Raw genomic sequence first — 16,063 nt, forward strand, 5'->3', positions numbered from 1 at the left:
GGTTGCCGTCATGCCGGAAGCCACTCCGATTCGTCTGAATTTCAACACCCGCCGCGCGCTGCTGTTCGCGTTGACGGCCGAGCGTCTGTCGGCGTTCTACGAGCATGGACAGTGGATGACGGACAAGCAGGGCGCCACACTCGCGCAAATGTGGCTATCGCGCTCGAAGCTGCAATTGCCGCTGGAAGAACGGCGTCTGCTCTCGACGCTGAGCGACGACTTCGCGCGCGAGCTGGCCGGCTCACTCTCTCGCGAAGCTGGCTTGTACACCGCGCATGAAATGATGGAATCGCTCGACGCAGACTACGCGTACGCGTCGGTCGTCGCGCAAGATCTGCTGGAAGACTGCACGCGACGCCTCGTCGAGGCGGGGGTTACAGAATAACCGCGAGGCATCACGCCGCATCGGGAGCGGCCGCAACGCCGATTCATTACGCGACGATGCCGCGCTCCTGCACCAGCACCCAGGGCGCCACGACGACGGCCCACAACGCCGGCGTGCGCGCGGCGAAATCGGTCGCGTGTTCGGCCTGCATACGTTGCACCGTACCCGACGAAAGCCATTGGGACACGGTGTCCTTATCGTCGTTGGCAACCGCCTCGGCGACCGACACGAGATCAACACCGGGGGCAACGTATAGCAGCACGCCGCGCGCGAAAAAGGACTCCAGATCCTTCCAGTCGATCTTGGCAGTTTCGCCGAGCAGGCGTATATAGACATCGCTCGCCCCCGGCGTGGCGTTTTGCGGCGACTGACCGGCTTGGGCGGGCTTTGGCGACTTTGGCGAATCCATGACAGCGTGGCTCCAGGGCAGCGCAGGCCGAAGAGCGGCGGCGTGCGGAAAACCGGAAATATCGAAAACCCGCATTGTAATGCGCCCCGGCGTGCGCGACGGTGGTAGCATCGGAACCCCACGTATGACGCCGGTGTCGCAGCGACATGGCACGACCGCTACGTGGTGGCTAACGTTTTACCGAGGAACCGCATGTCCAAACAAAAAACCGATCCCAAGCTGGAACAAGCGCTGACGCGCGGCGATCTCGCCATGCGCCAGATCAACTCTGCCCGTGCAACTGCGCTACTGCGCGCGCTTGGCGAGATGATCGTGGCGGCGTCGGCAACGATCGGCGTCGAAGCGGTGGTAGACGTGCCTAACGGCGACAAGGTCTACGACCCGGAAAACGGTGTGTGGCCGCAGGCACTCGTGCTGTCGTTCGACGGCCCCATCGACGAAGCCGAAGAAGAAGAGCTGCGCACCGTGCAGTTGATCGCCGACAAGTATCCGGAGACGTTCCGGGTGGTGTGGCATCGCGCCGATGGCAAGATGGGCCGCCATGAAGCGCGTCCGCTCGCGATGGTCGCCTTCCTGACCGACGTCGAAGTGCCGTGGCTCGACGACGACGCCTGATACCGGATCGACACTGCCAGCACGAGGGACGGCATCGCCGCACTCCCTCATGACGCGTGCCGACCGACCGCCGCCCGAGGCTCACGCCCGGGCGGCGGTTTTGTTTGGTCACTCGGCTGATGCGCTATGCAAACATCGGTCGGGCCGATGCCAGACCGCGATCAGGAGTCCCACCGCAATCAAACCTGCGCCAAGCATCCCCGCATCGCTCAATCGGTCGCCAAGCAGCGCGAATCCAAAAAGCGTGGCAAACAGGGGATCGCTGGTCTCGATGATCTGCACTTTGCTGGCTTGCCCGCCTTCCACCGCCCGCGTTGTGAAATAGAAGCCACCGATGGTGGGAAGCAAGACGAGCGCACACAAGGTTATCCATGTGGAACCCTCAGGTATCGCGAAGCCCTCGCGCAGAAGCGGCATCAGCAGAAACAGACTTCCGAATCCGAAGAGCCATACCAGTTGAGGCAATCCCGAACCGATCCTGAACCACTTGGAAAGGAAGATGAACAGCGCATAGCCGCACCCGCCAGCCAACGCCAGCACAATGCCGGACAAACTGCCGGTCACGCCGTGCTCGAACAGGCTCATCAATCCCACACCCACGACGATCGCAGCGAAGGCGATAATCTTCTGGCGCGTGACCTTTTCCCCAAGCAACAGGCCGGATAACGCGATAGTGGCACCGCCTGCGGCATAGGTGAGGAAGGAAACCAGCGGAATCGACGCCTGCGCGAACGCCTTCGTTTCAAAGGAGTAAAGACCGAAGATACCCAGTAGCGAAAGACACGCAAACTGCGGCCAGCGTCTGACGAGACTGACGGTTTGCTGCCTTAGCTGCGGTCGACATGCGCAGAGTCCAGCGACCAATACGAATGCGCCGAAGCACTTCCAGAAGGCGATCAAGCCGGGCGTTGCCCCTTGATCGAATCCGGTGCGCGTCAATACACCGATCGTGCCGTTCAAGAGAGCGGCGAGCAGCGCACAGGCCTCGGGCCCATAGCTCGTTCGAGCGAAGAAGCGCATTTCGAATATGGCGTTTGCGGTGGCGGTGAAACGGCACCGTCAGGGCGTCGAGGGTGTTTTCACGAAGTGGATAAAGGACACTCGGCTTTTACGGTCCGACGAGAAGATGCCGCCCCACCTGTCGTCCCATTCCGCGAATGCACGGTCTGCCCTGAGAATCCGGGTCGCGGCAGCGAGGTGCCAATGGGGAACGCCGGGCAACAGATGATGTGTCAGGTGAAACGAGTCACCATGCATGCCGATGAACAGGCGCTCGACCCAGAAGGAATATCGGTTTCGCGAGCTGAATGGCCACTCGTTGGCCGCCTCCATGAATGGGTAATGCTCCGATAACTCGCTGAACCAGCCGACGAGGGGAAAGACCAGAACCAAAGGGATCCACCAAAAGAGCATCAGGCTCCCCAACCAGCCGTAAGCGTAGGCAGTGGCAGCGATGGACACATGAAAGGCGACGATCAACCAAGACTCGATCTGCGTCTCATTCGGCCGGGATGAGAACGACAAGCGACTCAGGAGGAGAGATTTGATGTACCGGATCGTCAAACGACCGCCTATCGCGCTTAGAACGAATCGCCGGAAAAAGCGCGGACCTCGTGGGGTCTCATACACTCCCGCGTCGTTCAATTCCCGGAAATCCGGATCGCGAACGGCATCGCCCAATCGGGCGTGGTGTGCGATCACGTGGGATCGGCGATAAGCCAGCATGGATTGCATGACTGGCCAGCCGCAAAAGACTCGGCCCGCAACGCGATTCAATCCCTGGAATCTGAATAAGGTTCCGTGCGATGCGTCATGAAAAAGACTTGCCAATGCGCGCTGTCGTGTCCCGATAATCAGGATCGACAAGGGGTACAGCAACGGATGTACCTTTAGCGACAGCGCACAAGCCGCAAGGATCCAGACGTAGTCGGAAACAAGGGAAACAACCCCTCGGTAATTGTTTCGCTCGCACAGTGCTTTGATGCTGCGCTTCTGGTCTCGGGTCAGTTCGAGATTCGTGTATTTGCGTACCATGCTCCCCCCATCGAACATGCCGACGACGGTTGAGGGGCATCCCCATCTCCCGTCATCCCATCTCACGCTCCGAGGGGAAAGCGCGCATCCAGTTTGACCTTGCATTCTGCCAGCGGAAGTACGCCAGCGGAACGCGATCGGGTGCGAAAAGTCAGAATTCAGAATTTTCGGATGACTGATCTTTCACGGCGTCATCCGTCAGATGCGCAGTCGCATCGAATCCGCACAACTCAGATCGACGCCAGCGCAAACGTACTGCCCGTCGCGATCTTGTCGACGGCGCCGCCCTGCCTGAAGTGCAACGCGTCGAATTCGCCGAGCACCGTGGCGTTCTCCCCCTGCACGTGCAGTGCCGTGCCTTCGGGGATACCGACGACGCTCTCGTCCGGATTGATCGCCAGATACTCGGCGAGACGCTCCTCGCGCGACTCGCCGTTATGCCCGGCCGGCTTGCCGCTGATGAAGTGCGGATTCACCTGAAACGGAATCAGGTTGAGCGCCTTGAGTGTCGGCGGCTCGACGATGGGCATGTCGTTGGTCGTGCGAATGGTCGGGCAGACGACGTTCGCCCCGGCGCTCCATCCCACGTACGGCATGCCGGCGTTCACACGCTCGCGCAACAGACCCACGATCCCCGCGTTGTACATGCGGTCGAGCAACGCGAACGTATTGCCGCCCCCCACCACAACGGCTTGCGCCTGTTCGATGGCCGCCCGCGCGTCCTTGTGGCGATGAATCGATTCGAGCACGTAGCCCAGTCGGTCGAACGTCGGTTTCACGCGCGCTTCGTACTCGTCGTAGCTGAAGGTGATGCCCCCGGCGTAGGGCACGAACAGGACGCTTTTCACGCGCCCCCTGAGCACCGCGTGCACCTGATCGCCGGCGTGCGCCAGAAAGCCCAGGTTGCCCTTGCGGGAGCTGCTCATCATCAAGATCTGTTTCACGACTCATGCCTCCTGGGCAGATGTTCTCGGGGGTGCGGCCGGGTTCCGGCGCACAGCGTGCATTCGGTGCAGACAAAGAGTGTACCCGGCGGCCCACGCGTTCCCCTGCCAATCGTAGACATCGCCATTTCGCATTTGCGACGCCCACGCTTCTCATGAAGTGAAATGTCATACCGAATGCTGCAATCGCACACGAGAAATCGAGCACCGGGCGCAAAGCCTTATGTCACGGGTGTCATATGCCAACCCATATGCCACCTATAAGCTACGGGGGGTCTGACGGATCGCAATCCTGGGTTTCCGATCGCCCGGAGAAGGATTACACTCAAACTCTTATATAAGACTGCCCCTTATCGTCTGTTCTGTCTGTCCTGGCGAAGCGCTTTCCGGCAAACAATATGCCGTTACGCGCGCCGGGGCCGGACGACATCGCGTCAAACTGGTTTTCAAACTCGAGTACAGCATCATGACTTCCACTTCCCAGCGTGGCGGCCTGAAGGTCGCAGACAATCTGATCGCGTTCATCGAAAAGGAAGCCCTGCCGGGCACCGGCGTCGATGTGGAGGCGTTCTGGAAAGGCTTCGACGCCATCGTCCACGACCTCGCCCCGAAGAACCGCGCCCTGCTCGCCGAGCGCGACCGCCTGCAAGGCGAACTCGATGGCTGGCACCGCGCCAACCCGGGCCCGATTGCCGACGCCGCCGCCTACCGTGCGTTTCTCGAAAAGATCGGTTACCTGCTGCCGGCACCGGCCAGCGTCAAGGCCACCACGGCCAACGTCGACTATGAAATCGCCGAACAGGCCGGCCCGCAACTCGTCGTGCCGCTCTCCAACGCCCGCTACGCCCTGAATGCCGCGAACGCGCGCTGGGGCAGCCTGTACGACGCGCTTTACGGCACCGACGCCATCGCCGAAACGGGCGGCGCCGAGAAGGGCACCGGCTACAACCCGAAGCGCGGCGAACTCGTGATCGCCTTTGCGCGCGGCTTCCTCGATCAGGCCGCGCCGCTGGCCGACGGCTCGCACAAGGACACCACCGGCTACAGCGTCGAGAACGGCAAGCTCGTCATTGCGACCAAGAGCGGCAAGACCGCACTGGCGACGCCTGCCCAATTCATCGGCTATCAGGGCGACGCTGCCGCACCGGTCGCCGTGCTGCTCAAGCACAACGGCCTGCACTTCGAGATCCAGTTCGACGCCACGCACCCGATCGGCAAGACCGACGCGGCCCATGTCAAGGACGTGCTCGTCGAAGCCGCCGTGACGACCATCATCGACTGCGAAGACTCGGTCGCCGCCGTGGATGCCGACGACAAGGTCGACCTGTACCGCAACTGGCTCGGCCTGATGCAAGGCACGCTCACGGAAGACGTGTCGAAGGGCGGCAAGACCTTCACCCGCCGCCTGAACGCCGACCGCGAGTACACCGGTGCCGATGGCAAGCCCGTGAAGCTGCATGGCCGCTCGCTGCTGTTCATCCGCAACGTCGGCCACTTGATGACCAACCCGGCGATCACCGACCGCGAAGGCCGCGAGATTCCCGAGGGCATTCTCGACGGCGTGGTCACCGTGCTCGCCTCGCTGCATGACCGCAAGCATCAACTGAACTCGCGCACCGGCTCGATCTACATCGTCAAGCCGAAGATGCACGGCCCGGCCGAAGTCGCTTTCGCCGACGAGCTGTTCAGCCGCGTCGAAGACCTGTACAGCCTGCCGCGCAACACGCTCAAGATGGGCATCATGGACGAAGAGCGCCGCACCAGCGTGAACCTCTCGGCCTGTATCGCCGCCGCCGCATCGCGCGTCGCGTTCATCAACACGGGCTTCCTGGATCGCACGGGCGACGAAATGCACACCGCGATGGAAGCCGGTCCGATGATGCGCAAGGGCGACATGAAGTCGTCGGCATGGATCACCGCCTACGAGAAGAGCAACGTGCTCGTGGGTCTGGCCGCCGGCCTGCGCGGCCGCGCACAGATCGGCAAGGGCATGTGGGCCATGCCGGATCTGATGCACGCCATGCTCGAGCAGAAAATCGCGCATCCGAAGGCCGGCGCGAACACGGCCTGGGTGCCGTCGCCGACCGCCGCCACGCTGCACGCACTGCACTACCACATGGTCGACGTGCAGGCTGTCCAGCAGGCACTCGAGAAGATCGATTACGCCAAGGAACGCGACACGCTGCTCACGGGTCTGCTGACCGTGCCGGTCGTGGCCAAGGCCGAGTGGAGCGCCGACGAGATCCGCAAGGAAATCGAAAACAATGCGCAGGGCATTCTTGGCTACGTCGTTCGCTGGATCGATCAGGGCGTGGGTTGCTCGAAGGTGCCGGACATCAACGACATCGGCCTGATGGAAGACCGCGCCACGCTGCGCATTTCGAGCCAGCATCTGGCGAACTGGCTGCGTCACGGCGTGGTCACGCGCGCGCAGGTCGAAGAGACGCTCAAGCGCATGGCCGCCGTGGTCGACAAGCAGAACGCCGGCGACAAGCAGTATCGTCCGATGGCGCCGAACTTCGACGACTCGCTGGCGTTCAAGGCCGCAAGCGCGCTGGTATTCGAAGGTCTGACGCAGCCCAACGGCTACACCGAGCCGCTGCTGCACAAGTACCGTCTCGAGTTGAAGGCCAAGCAACGCGGATAATCGCCTGAGGTGATCGCCCGACGATAAGTCAAAGCCGCACAGGACTTATCATCCGACGCCCGACGGGGTAACCTGTCGGGCGTTTGTATTTTCAGGAGCCGGCCTGCGCATGGACCCCGCCATCGCCCTGCAACGCGCCGAACGGCGTGCCCTGTCCTTCCTGCTGGTCGCGCTGGCGATTTTCATCGCTACGCTCTTCATGCCCGTGCACTTCGCTACGGGCTGGATTCGCGCGGCGGCCGAAGCCGCGATGGTCGGCGGACTGGCCGACTGGTTTGCGGTCGAAGCGCTGTTCCGGCGCATTCCGATCCCCGGCCTCGCCCGGCATACCAACATCCTGATCCGAAAAAAGGACGCCCTCGGCGACGGCCTCGCCCGCTTCGTGCGCGAGAAGTTTCTCGACACGCCGTCGGTCGTACGGCTCATCCAGCAACAAAATCCGGCGGATGCCGTCTCGCACTGGCTCGGCTCGCACGAGAACACGCGCCAATTGAGTGCGGTGCTGGTGAAAGTGGCGAGCGGCGTGCTCGACGTGATGGACGAGCGCAACGTGCAGGCCTTCATCCGCCGCGCGCTCGACACGATGATCGACCGGCTGGACCTGTCGCAATCGGCGGCCGCCATTCTGGACACGCTCACGCGCGACGGCCGCCATCAGGCACTGCTCGACGAGACGCTCGACTATCTTGTCGAACTTCTCAACGAGCCGCAGACGCGCGAATTCATCTCGGCACGCATCGTCGACTGGCTCAAGACCGATCATCCGAAGAAGGAAAAAGTGCTGCCGTCAGCGTGGCTCGGCGACAAGGGCTCGGACATGATCTCGGCGGCCGTCACCCGCCTGCTCGCGCAAATGGAGGCCGACGAGTCGCATCAACTCCGTCAGGCATTCGATCGTGCGGTGGCGGGGCTGATCGAACGGCTGAAGCACGACGCCGAATTTCAGGCGAAGCTCGAGACGTTCAAGACACAACTCAAGGGCGACACGGCGCTGAACGCCTACGCAGGCGGCCTGTGGAACGAATGGCGAAGCTGGGTGAAGCGCGATCTTGCACGCGACGATTCGGTGATCGGCGCCAAGATCACCGGCGCGGCAGCGTGGATCGGTCAGGAACTGGCGCGCAGCGCATCGCTGCGAAAAGCGCTCGACGCGCAATTGCTCGACGCCGCCGAGCGCATGGCGCCGGGCTTCGCCGACTTCGTGACGGATCACATCCGCTCGACGGTGCATGGCTGGAACGCCGAGCATCTGTCCCGGCAGATTCGCCTGAGCGTTGGGCAGGATCTGCAATACATCCGCATCAACGGCACCCTCGTCGGCGGACTGATCGGTGCGGTGCTGTATCTGATCGCGCAAGCGCCGGTGCTTCTCGCGCGCGCCCACTGACGACGCCCCCTCCGGCAGCCCGGCAGACACCACCGCTCAGGCCGGTGTCTGCCTCGCGCAACGCTAAGGCCGCGGGTCACGACACTCGCCCGGCGTCCGCCTTCCCGAGACGCCACGCGGCTTCCCCGTTTATATCGATTCAATTTATCGATATATAAAAAATCAAAATTATATTTATACAACCTCGTTCCCTATAGTTCGGTCCCAGCCGCGCCGTCTCTCGCAAGCGCGCAGATGCTTCCCGAATACCCTAGAGAACGCCACACCTCATGAAGACCACGATTCTGGCCCGTATGGGCTTTGCCGGCGCATGCGCCGCAGTGAGCCTTGCCGCGACCACCGCGCATGCGCAAAGCAACGTCACCATTTACGGCCTGATTTCGGGCGGCGTGGGCTACGTGAGCAATCAGGGCGGCAATAAGACGTGGCAGGCGCTCTCGGGCACCAACCAGAATCCGCGCTGGGGTTTGCGAGGCTCGGAAGATCTCGGTAACGGCACCAAAGCCATCTTCACGCTCGAAGCCGGCTTCAGCATCGTGAATGGCACGGGCGCCCAGAACGGCCGCGCCTTCGGCCGTCAGTCGTTCGTCGGTCTGTCGGACAACACCTGGGGCACGCTCACGCTGGGTCGTCAGTACGACACTATTCACGATTACGTCGGCCCGATCATCATCTCGAGCAACGGCGTGAACATCGGCGACAACGACAACGGATACAACGATATCCGCATGCAGAATTCCGTGAAGTGGGTGAGCCCGACGCTCGGCGGCTTCCACGGCACGGCGCAATACGGCTTCTCGAACTCGGCCACGGGCTTCCGTAACAACAATGCTTACAGCTTCGGCCTCGCCTACAAGTACGCCGACTTCGACTGGAATGCGGCCTACGCGCAGTACAACAACCCGTTCAGCGGCACGAACAACGACGGCGCCATCGCCAACGATTACGCCAGCCCGCTGCTGATCTTCTCGAAGAGCGCCACGCGTGCGAACGTCTACGCGAACCAGCAGCGCATCTTCGCCACGGGCGGCTTCTACCGCTGGGGCCCGGCCCTCATCGGCGCGATGTTCTCGGACGTGCGTTATACGTACCTCGATGCGTCGCACCTGCATCTGCAGAACTACAACCTGACGCTGAACTACAACATCACCCCAGCCTTCGTGCTCGGCGCAGCGTATGGCTTCACATCGGGCAAGTACGATGTGATCAATACGCGTCCGCAATGGCATCAGGTGAACCTGCAAGCCGATTACTGGCTGTCCAAGCGCACGGACATCGCGCTCACGCTCAACGCCCAGCAAGCCGCCGGCGATGCGCGATACGCCCAGCTCTTCGGCTACGCGGCCTCGAGCACGAAGCGCCAGATGGCCGTGACGCTCGGCATGCGCCACACGTTCTGACGCGCGCTGTCTTCCTCAATGCATAACAAGTTCGACACCATGGCCGACCTGAACGAACCGAACGCACCGCTCGACACGGGGGCATCGCGCCATCGCAGCCGCCGCAGCTTCCTGCGCACGTCGCTCGCCACCTCGCTCGCCACGTTGGGCTCGACCGGCGCCGGCAGCGCTTTCGCAGAACTCACGTCGACCGAAGGCGCCACCCGTCTGGCGGCCGGCGGCACCGCACGCCGCAGCGTCATCATCGACTGCGACCCCGGTCAGGACGACGCGATCGCCATCCTCTTCGCCCTGGGCGCGCATGACCAGATCGACCTGAAGGCGCTCACCGCCGTGGGCGGCAACGTGCCGTTGAATCTGACCGAGCGCAACGCCCGCATCGTGCGCGACTGGGCGGACAAGACGACGACGCTGCCGGTCTACGCCGGTTGCCCGAAGCCGCTCATGCGCGAACTGATTACCGCTGCGAACGTGCACGGCCGCACGGGTCTCGATGGCGTGACGCTGCACGAGCCGCGCGGCCCGCTCGCTCCGCAGCACGCCGTTACGTATCTGATCGATACCCTGCGCGCCGCCGCGCCGGGCAGCGTGACGCTCGTGGCGCTCGGTCCGCTGACGAATATCGCCACCGCTCTCGCCGCCGCGCCGGAAGGCGCCAAGGCCCTGCGCGAGATCGTGTTGATGGGGGGCGCGTGGTTCGAGCGCGGCAACATCACGCCGGCGGCCGAATTCAACATCTATGTCGACCCGGACGCCGCGAGCATCGTGCTCGGCGCGGGCGTGCCCGTGACGGTGTTACCGCGCGACGTCTGCGTGAAGGCACCGATCACGCCGGAGCGCGTGGCCCCGTTCCGCGCGCTGAAGAATCGTTGCGGCCCGATCGTCGCGGACATTCTCGCGGCGGAAGTGGCGTACCAGAAGGGACGTCGCGGTGTGGAATCCGCACCGATGTACGACCCGTGCACCATCGGCTATCTGGTCGATCCGACAATGTTTGGCGGCCGCCGTGTGAATGTAGCCGTGGAGACGACGGGCCAGCTTACGCTGGGTGAGACGGTCGTGGACTGGAATGGCCGCTCGAAGCGCGCCGTGAATGCCACGTGGATCACCGATGTGGACGCCGACCGCTTCTACGACACGCTGCTCGCCCGTATCGCACGACTGCCGTAATTCGTCGACGTGAAGACGTCGGCGTAGAAATAACGCGGTGGCCCGGAACGGCCGCCGCGTTTTTGCGTGACACACGGCGCGCGGCCAATCACGTTGCGAGATGCCTCACGATCCAGTCGCGGCAGGCGCTGACCTGCGGGCCGCGCTCCTTGCCCTCAAGCGACATCAGCGCCACGGTGCGCGTGACGCGCGGTGCCGTGACCTCAAGAGCGACGAGCGCCGGGTCGTGCAGATGCAAGGTGTAGAGCCTGGGCAGAATCGCCAGGGCAAGCCCGCTGCGCACCAGCGCGTAAAGCGGCTCGGTGTACTCCATGCGGTACTTCGGTTCGAGCCGCAGATTCTGCGAGCCACCGGTACGTTGCAGGGAATCGCTGACGTTGCCGCGCACGAAAACCGCGAGGTCGCGCTCGGTGAGCTGCGTCCATGTGACAGACGCCACCGAAGCGAGCGGGTCGTCGCGACGCGCCACGAGCACGATCTCATCGTCGAACAGGTCGTCGCACCGAAAGCCATCGGCACGCGCGGCGTGACCGGCCTCGTCGGCATCGTCGCGAACGCCGACGCCGAGGTCGATTTCACCGCGCGCGAGGGCTGCGACGAGTTCGCTGTTCGGCAGATCGGACAGCGCGAAGCGCACATTCGGATGGGCCTCGCGCAAGGTGCCGAGCACCGGTAACAGACGCGCCGCGACCGACGGAATGAAGCCGATGCGCACCGTCTGGGCTTGCAGCGCGAAGGTGCTCGTCATGTCGTCGAATGTGCCGCGCGCGGCGTTGAGCAGACGCTCGGCGAGCGGCAGGATGGTCGTACCGGCTTCGGTCAGCGTCAGGCGGTGCGCCGAGCGCTCGAACAACCGGCCACCGAGCAGGAATTCGATCTGCCGGATCGCCGCCGTGAGGGCCGGCTGCGTGACCGAGAGCGCGTGCGCCGCCTGCGTGAAACTGCGCGAGTGGGCAAGCGCCACGAAGTACTGCACCTGACGCAACGTGAGCGCGGGCAGCGGTGGCACCTGCGAAACCGCCGGGTTCGGCGAACCCGGCGCCGCTATCGTTGGGGCAGCCCTGGATGCCTTCGGCTCGCTCGCACTGGCCGCAGCGTTCTGGGTACGTCGGGACGAAGTCGCCATGGCGAGTTCCTGTTGTGTGTCCTGACGAGGGGACAGGACGACGATTTCGCAAGACCACGGAAGCCCCGGATACCTCAGGAATCCACGGCCTTCGTGAAGAATAGATTCGAATTATCGAATCATAAGTAATTTCATTTTTTATTTATAGTCGCGTGCACGTACAGTGCCATGCAAAGACCCCCCACTATTCTTGGCTTATGCAGACTTCTACTCCTGAGCGCGACACGGCGCGTCCGACGGCTCGCGCGACGCCCCTGGGCCAGACTGCGCCCGCCCAGGGCGGCTGGCTCGAGCGCCGCTTCGCCATCGCCAGGCGCGGTTCCAGCGTACGCACCGAAGTGCTGGCCGGCATCACCACGTTCCTCGCCGCCGCCTATCTGCTCGTTGTCATTCCGTCGCTGCTTGCCACCGGCGGCATGGATCGCGGCGCGGCCACCACGGCCGTCATGCTGGTCTTCGTGCTGTTCTCGGTGCTGATGGGTCTGTACGCGAACCTGCCGTTCGTCGTCGGGCCGGGCATCGGCGGGTCGGTCATCGTGGGGGTCACACTTGCCGCCACCGAACACGTGGCCTGGCAGACGGGCATCGCCATCGCGTTCCTGTCGGGCATGCTGTTCCTGTTGCTGACTGTCGTCGGTGCACGCAGCGTAGTGGCGCGACTGATTCCGACGGCCATCAAGCTCGGTCTGGGCGCTTCCATCGGCTTGTTCATCGCCGTACTCGGCGTGCGCAATGCCGGCATGGTCGTCGCCAACGCCAAGACCAACGCGTTCGCGCTGGGCGACTTCAGCAAGCCGGGCACGATCGTCGCGCTGATCGGTCTGGGCACCGCCGTGCTGCTGCAAGGCCGCAAGGTGCCGGGGGCCATCCTCTGGTCGATTCTGGCCGCCGCAGTCGCGGGCGTGCCGCTCGGCGTGACCAAGTTGCCCGAGTCGTTCGTCTCGCTGCCGCACAGCATTGCGCCGGTGGCCTTTCAGCTCGACCTGAGCAGTGCGCTCACGATTGCGGCGCTGCCGTATCTGTTCGCGTTCTTCGCCGCCGAGTTCTTCTCGACGCTGGGCACCACGCTCGCGGTGGGCGGCAAGGCCGGCCTGCTCGACGAGCACGGCAATATGGAGAACATCAACCGTCCGTTCCTCGTCGATTCGATTGCCGCGACGGGCGGTGCATTGCTGGGCATTCCCGCGCTGACGGCGCTGGTCGAGTCGGCAGCGGGTGTCGAAGCCGGGGGCCGCACCGGTCTCACGTCGATTGCCGCTGCCGTGATGTTCGCGCTGATGTGCTTCTTCGTGCCGGTCGCGTTGGCCATTCCCAAGGAAGCCACCGCGCCCGCGCTGATCCTCATCGGCCTGTCGATGTTCAGCACGATCCGTCATGTGCCGTTCGACGATTTCAGCGACGCGTTCCCGGTGCTGGCAATGGTGCTGCTCACGCTCCTCTCCAACAGCTTCGGCACCGGCATTGCGGGCGGTCTGCTGTGCTACGTGCTGGTCAAGGCGCTGATGGGCCGCTTCAAGGAATTGCCGTGGGGACTGTACGTGCTGGCACTGCCGCTGGCGTATTACTTCTGGACGGTGGTCGGACGCCATTGACCGGCCCCCTGTTCGCCCGGCGGATACCCCGTCTGCCGGTGGCTTCAAGACAAGACCAGACGTTATGACAGAGACACTGGGCTACATGCCCGCCGCACGCACCGGCGTGCAGATTCAGGAGGCGCATCGCACGTTCTTCCATGCGATGCCGAAGGTTGAATTGCATTGCCATTTGCTCGGCACGGTGCGTCACGACACGTTCGTGGCGCTCGCGCAGAAATCGAATGCGCCGCTTGCCCGCGCCGAGATCGATGCCTTTTACACGCGCGACGAAAAGCCCATCGGGGTGTTGCGCGTGCTGCGCGCCCTCGACGAGCATCTGCTGAACACGCCGGACGATCTGCATCGCATCGCCTACGAATATCTGGCCGACGCGGCGGCTCACAACGTGCGCTACAGCGAATTCTTCTGGAACCCGACGGGCACCGTGCGCACGTCAGGCATTCCTTACGTGAGCGCGCAGGACGCCATCGTCGCCGCCATTCGCGATGCCCGGCGCGATCACGGCATCGTCGGCCGTCTCGTGCCGAGCATCGACCGCGAAGCCGATCCGCGCGAAGCCGTCGAGATGGTGGAGTGGATGCGCGCGCATCGTGCCGACGAAGTGATCGGTATCGGCATCGACTATCGCGAGAACGACCGGCCGCCCGAGCTTTTCTGGAAGGCGTATCGCAACGCGCGTCTGGCGGGCTTCAAGACGACGGCGCACGCGGGCGAATTCGGTATGCCGTGGACGAACGTCGAGACGGCCGTCGAACTGCTCAAGTGCGACCGCATCGATCACGGCTACACCATCGTCGACGCCCCTGACTTCGCGCGCGAGTGCGCGGAGCGCGGCATCGTCTTCACCGTGGTACCGACCAATTCGTATTACCTGCGCACGCTCACACCGGAGCGCTGGGCGCAGGATCACCCGATTCGCCGCATGCCGGGCCTCGGCCTGAAGATTCACCCGAATACCGACGATCCGACGTTGCATCAGGTCAACCCGGCACAGGCATGGGAACTGATGTACAGCCACTTCGGCTTCTCGCTCGACGACTTGCGCGCCTTCATGCATAACGGCCTCGACGGCGCGTGGATGGACGACAGTATGCGTCGCGAATGGCACCGCGACTTCGCTGTGGAATTCGACGCGGCACACGACACGCTTACCCGAACGCTGGCGGCCTGACGCCGCTGCAACTGTGCTTTTCCTTGGTCCCACCCGACCTTCAGCCGCCTTCGGGCGGCTTTTTTTGCTCAGGCGTTCCTCGGAAAATCGGCATTCCGGCAGATGCTCGCTGTGCTGCGATCCAGCGCGGCACACGCGAGCGCGTCGAGAGATTTTTCTTGTGCCACGCCGCACGCGCGCTCACATCGCGCTAAGCGTTGCCATCACGGTTTTCCACAACGCAAAAAAGCCGGCCTGAGCAGGCCGGCTGTGTCGCATCGCTTGGGGTCGATGCGTTAGTGCAACTTACGAACGGTTGTCCAGATCGAGCAGGTTGCGGTCGTTCAGTTGGGCACGTACGTCAGCGCGCGTCAGCGAATCTGCCGGCGCAGCCTGTTGCGTTTGCGTTGCCGTGACCAGCGGCGTGCCGGTTTCGACTTGATTTAGTTGACCGCTGGCGCTGGCTTGCACCAGTTCGCTGCGCACTTCGGCGCGAGTGACCTGGCTTTGGGCAGCCACTTGCAGGTCGGAAACGTTATTGTCGTAACGGGCATCAGCGAAAGCAGAGGCCGAGACGAACGAAGTGGCGGCGACAACGGCAGCAAGGATACGGGCGTTCATGGTAAGACTCCTGTCAATAGTTGATAACGGCTTCATCAGCTAGCGTTCGGGCCATCGGCAGCAATGGGTGCCCTGAGGCACTTCGTTTTGCTGCGTTGCGGTGTCCGTCGCGTTGGCATGGATGAATCTTAGGGAAAACCCGTGGTTTTTTCGCAACTGAGCGTCTACAAAACGCAACCGATCGTCCGATTCGGAAAATTTATTGAAAATCAATCGGTTACCGTCGACAAATCGGGCAAATGGCGCACAGATGGCACTTCTCGGGCAGCGACTCGACGGGAAATGCCGCGATGTGCAATGACTTGTTTGATCTAAAGGGGTTTCTTGCGGGGGGTGACAGCAGTAGAGTGACCTCATGATGAAGTCAATCGGCATCGTAAGTCGCGAGGTGCGCCGCACCGCGAACGACGCCGGTTCGTACAGGAGCAATACCATGGCTGCCCTCGGTTCTTTCCTTCTGCTGGCGTGCGCTTCGCTGCTCACCGCTTCGTATCTGCGCAGCCGTGCCGCTCGTACGCACCGTCAACAGGCGCGAGTGACGCGTCGCTGATCCGGTTCACCGGTCAACTCGTTCCCCATA

At 63.2% G+C, this 16,063-nt stretch carries 15 protein-coding genes; 9 read left to right on the top strand and 6 right to left on the bottom strand.

The window, feature by feature from the left end; translation table 11 throughout:
* Positions 1 to 10: 10 nt before the first annotated feature.
* Complete coding sequence (locus tag C266_RS20870) at positions 11 to 385, top strand: hypothetical protein (protein ID WP_010806744.1); 375 nt, start codon at positions 11 to 13, stop codon at positions 383 to 385.
* A 46-nt stretch (positions 386 to 431) separates the two neighbouring features.
* Here C266_RS20870 and C266_RS20875 read toward each other — a convergent pair whose 3' ends face one another.
* Positions 432 to 794, bottom strand: coding sequence for a DUF2288 domain-containing protein (locus C266_RS20875; protein WP_010806745.1), 363 nt, complete (start codon positions 792 to 794; stop codon positions 432 to 434).
* 192 nt (positions 795 to 986) lie between these two features.
* Between C266_RS20875 and C266_RS20880 the strand changes: the two genes are divergently transcribed.
* Positions 987 to 1,409 (top strand): hypothetical protein, encoded by a 423-nt coding sequence (locus C266_RS20880; protein WP_010806746.1) that lies wholly within the window; start codon positions 987 to 989, stop codon positions 1,407 to 1,409.
* A gap of 108 nt (positions 1,410 to 1,517) precedes the next feature.
* Here the strand turns inward: C266_RS20880 and C266_RS20885 are convergent, their stop codons facing one another.
* From C266_RS20885 to pepE, 3 genes are all read right to left on the bottom strand, one after another.
* Positions 1,518 to 2,429, bottom strand: coding sequence for a DMT family transporter (locus C266_RS20885; RefSeq protein ID WP_010806747.1), 912 nt, complete (start codon positions 2,427 to 2,429; stop codon positions 1,518 to 1,520).
* Positions 2,430 to 2,468: 39 nt separating this feature from the next.
* Positions 2,469 to 3,443, bottom strand: a complete 975-nt coding sequence (locus C266_RS20890; RefSeq protein ID WP_168162940.1) for a fatty acid desaturase family protein — start codon at positions 3,441 to 3,443, stop codon at positions 2,469 to 2,471.
* Positions 3,444 to 3,673: 230 nt separating this feature from the next.
* Complete coding sequence (pepE, locus tag C266_RS20895; RefSeq protein WP_010806749.1) at positions 3,674 to 4,387, bottom strand: dipeptidase PepE; 714 nt, start codon at positions 4,385 to 4,387, stop codon at positions 3,674 to 3,676.
* 466 nt (positions 4,388 to 4,853) lie between these two features.
* On the opposite strand from pepE, the gene C266_RS20900 reads away from it, so the two are divergent.
* The 4 genes from C266_RS20900 (at position 4,854) to C266_RS20915 (ending at position 10,991) form a co-directional block, all read left to right on the top strand.
* Entirely contained in the window at positions 4,854 to 7,034 is a 2,181-nt protein-coding gene (locus C266_RS20900) for a malate synthase G (RefSeq protein WP_010806750.1), read from the top strand.
* Positions 7,035 to 7,143: 109 nt separating this feature from the next.
* The gene (locus C266_RS20905; protein ID WP_010806751.1) at positions 7,144 to 8,421 is read left to right on the top strand and encodes a DUF445 domain-containing protein; all 1,278 of its coding nucleotides are present in this window, start codon (positions 7,144 to 7,146) and stop codon (positions 8,419 to 8,421) included.
* Positions 8,422 to 8,690: 269 nt separating this feature from the next.
* Positions 8,691 to 9,821: a porin gene (locus tag C266_RS20910; RefSeq protein WP_010806752.1), complete on the top strand. Its 1,131-nt coding sequence runs from the start codon at positions 8,691 to 8,693 to the stop codon at positions 9,819 to 9,821.
* 39 nt (positions 9,822 to 9,860) lie between these two features.
* Positions 9,861 to 10,991 carry a nucleoside hydrolase gene (locus C266_RS20915; RefSeq protein ID WP_051126488.1) on the top strand — a complete coding sequence of 377 codons (1,131 nt, stop codon included), beginning with the start codon at positions 9,861 to 9,863 and terminating at the stop codon, positions 10,989 to 10,991.
* A gap of 88 nt (positions 10,992 to 11,079) precedes the next feature.
* On the opposite strand, the gene C266_RS20920 is transcribed toward C266_RS20915, so the two are convergent.
* Positions 11,080 to 12,117, bottom strand: a complete 1,038-nt coding sequence (locus C266_RS20920; RefSeq protein WP_010806754.1) for a LysR family transcriptional regulator — start codon at positions 12,115 to 12,117, stop codon at positions 11,080 to 11,082.
* 197 nt (positions 12,118 to 12,314) lie between these two features.
* Between C266_RS20920 and C266_RS20925 the strand changes: the two genes are divergently transcribed.
* Both C266_RS20925 and C266_RS20930 read left to right on the top strand, forming a co-directional pair.
* Entirely contained in the window at positions 12,315 to 13,709 is a 1,395-nt protein-coding gene (locus tag C266_RS20925) for an NCS2 family permease (RefSeq protein WP_010806755.1), read from the top strand.
* 64 nt (positions 13,710 to 13,773) lie between these two features.
* Positions 13,774 to 14,883 carry an adenosine deaminase gene (locus C266_RS20930; RefSeq protein ID WP_010806756.1) on the top strand — a complete coding sequence of 370 codons (1,110 nt, stop codon included), beginning with the start codon at positions 13,774 to 13,776 and terminating at the stop codon, positions 14,881 to 14,883.
* Between the two features lie 285 nt (positions 14,884 to 15,168).
* On the opposite strand, the gene C266_RS20935 is transcribed toward C266_RS20930, so the two are convergent.
* Positions 15,169 to 15,483: a DUF4148 domain-containing protein gene (locus tag C266_RS20935; RefSeq protein ID WP_010806757.1), complete on the bottom strand. Its 315-nt coding sequence runs from the start codon at positions 15,481 to 15,483 to the stop codon at positions 15,169 to 15,171.
* A gap of 355 nt (positions 15,484 to 15,838) precedes the next feature.
* Between C266_RS20935 and C266_RS20940 the strand changes: the two genes are divergently transcribed.
* Positions 15,839 to 16,033, top strand: coding sequence for a hypothetical protein (locus tag C266_RS20940; protein ID WP_010806758.1), 195 nt, complete (start codon positions 15,839 to 15,841; stop codon positions 16,031 to 16,033).
* Positions 16,034 to 16,063: the final 30 nt, after the last annotated feature.

This window comes from Pandoraea sp. SD6-2, from assembly GCF_000389825.1.
GTDB lineage: Bacteria > Pseudomonadota > Gammaproteobacteria > Burkholderiales > Burkholderiaceae > Pandoraea > Pandoraea communis.

What these genes read in the sequence shown, in the direction of transcription:
- C266_RS20885 (WP_010806747.1), bottom strand. Translation starts at nt 2,429, where the DNA reads ATGCGCTTCTTCGCTCGAACGAGCTATGGGCCCGAGGCCTGTGCGCTG.
- C266_RS20920 (WP_010806754.1), bottom strand. Translation starts at nt 12,117, where the DNA reads ATGGCGACTTCGTCCCGACGTACCCAGAACGCTGCGGCCAGTGCGAGC.
- C266_RS20940 (WP_010806758.1), top strand. Translation starts at nt 15,839, where the DNA reads ATGATGAAGTCAATCGGCATCGTAAGTCGCGAGGTGCGCCGCACCGCG.
- C266_RS20935 (WP_010806757.1), bottom strand. Translation starts at nt 15,483, where the DNA reads ATGAACGCCCGTATCCTTGCTGCCGTTGTCGCCGCCACTTCGTTCGTC.
- C266_RS20900 (WP_010806750.1), top strand. Translation starts at nt 4,854, where the DNA reads ATGACTTCCACTTCCCAGCGTGGCGGCCTGAAGGTCGCAGACAATCTG.
- C266_RS20915 (WP_051126488.1), top strand. Translation starts at nt 9,861, where the DNA reads ATGGCCGACCTGAACGAACCGAACGCACCGCTCGACACGGGGGCATCG.
- C266_RS20870 (WP_010806744.1), top strand. Translation starts at nt 11, where the DNA reads ATGCCGGAAGCCACTCCGATTCGTCTGAATTTCAACACCCGCCGCGCG.
- C266_RS20910 (WP_010806752.1), top strand. Translation starts at nt 8,691, where the DNA reads ATGAAGACCACGATTCTGGCCCGTATGGGCTTTGCCGGCGCATGCGCC.
- C266_RS20930 (WP_010806756.1), top strand. Translation starts at nt 13,774, where the DNA reads ATGACAGAGACACTGGGCTACATGCCCGCCGCACGCACCGGCGTGCAG.
- C266_RS20925 (WP_010806755.1), top strand. Translation starts at nt 12,315, where the DNA reads ATGCAGACTTCTACTCCTGAGCGCGACACGGCGCGTCCGACGGCTCGC.
- C266_RS20880 (WP_010806746.1), top strand. Translation starts at nt 987, where the DNA reads ATGTCCAAACAAAAAACCGATCCCAAGCTGGAACAAGCGCTGACGCGC.
- C266_RS20875 (WP_010806745.1), bottom strand. Translation starts at nt 794, where the DNA reads ATGGATTCGCCAAAGTCGCCAAAGCCCGCCCAAGCCGGTCAGTCGCCG.
- C266_RS20890 (WP_168162940.1), bottom strand. Translation starts at nt 3,443, where the DNA reads ATGGTACGCAAATACACGAATCTCGAACTGACCCGAGACCAGAAGCGC.
- C266_RS20905 (WP_010806751.1), top strand. Translation starts at nt 7,144, where the DNA reads ATGGACCCCGCCATCGCCCTGCAACGCGCCGAACGGCGTGCCCTGTCC.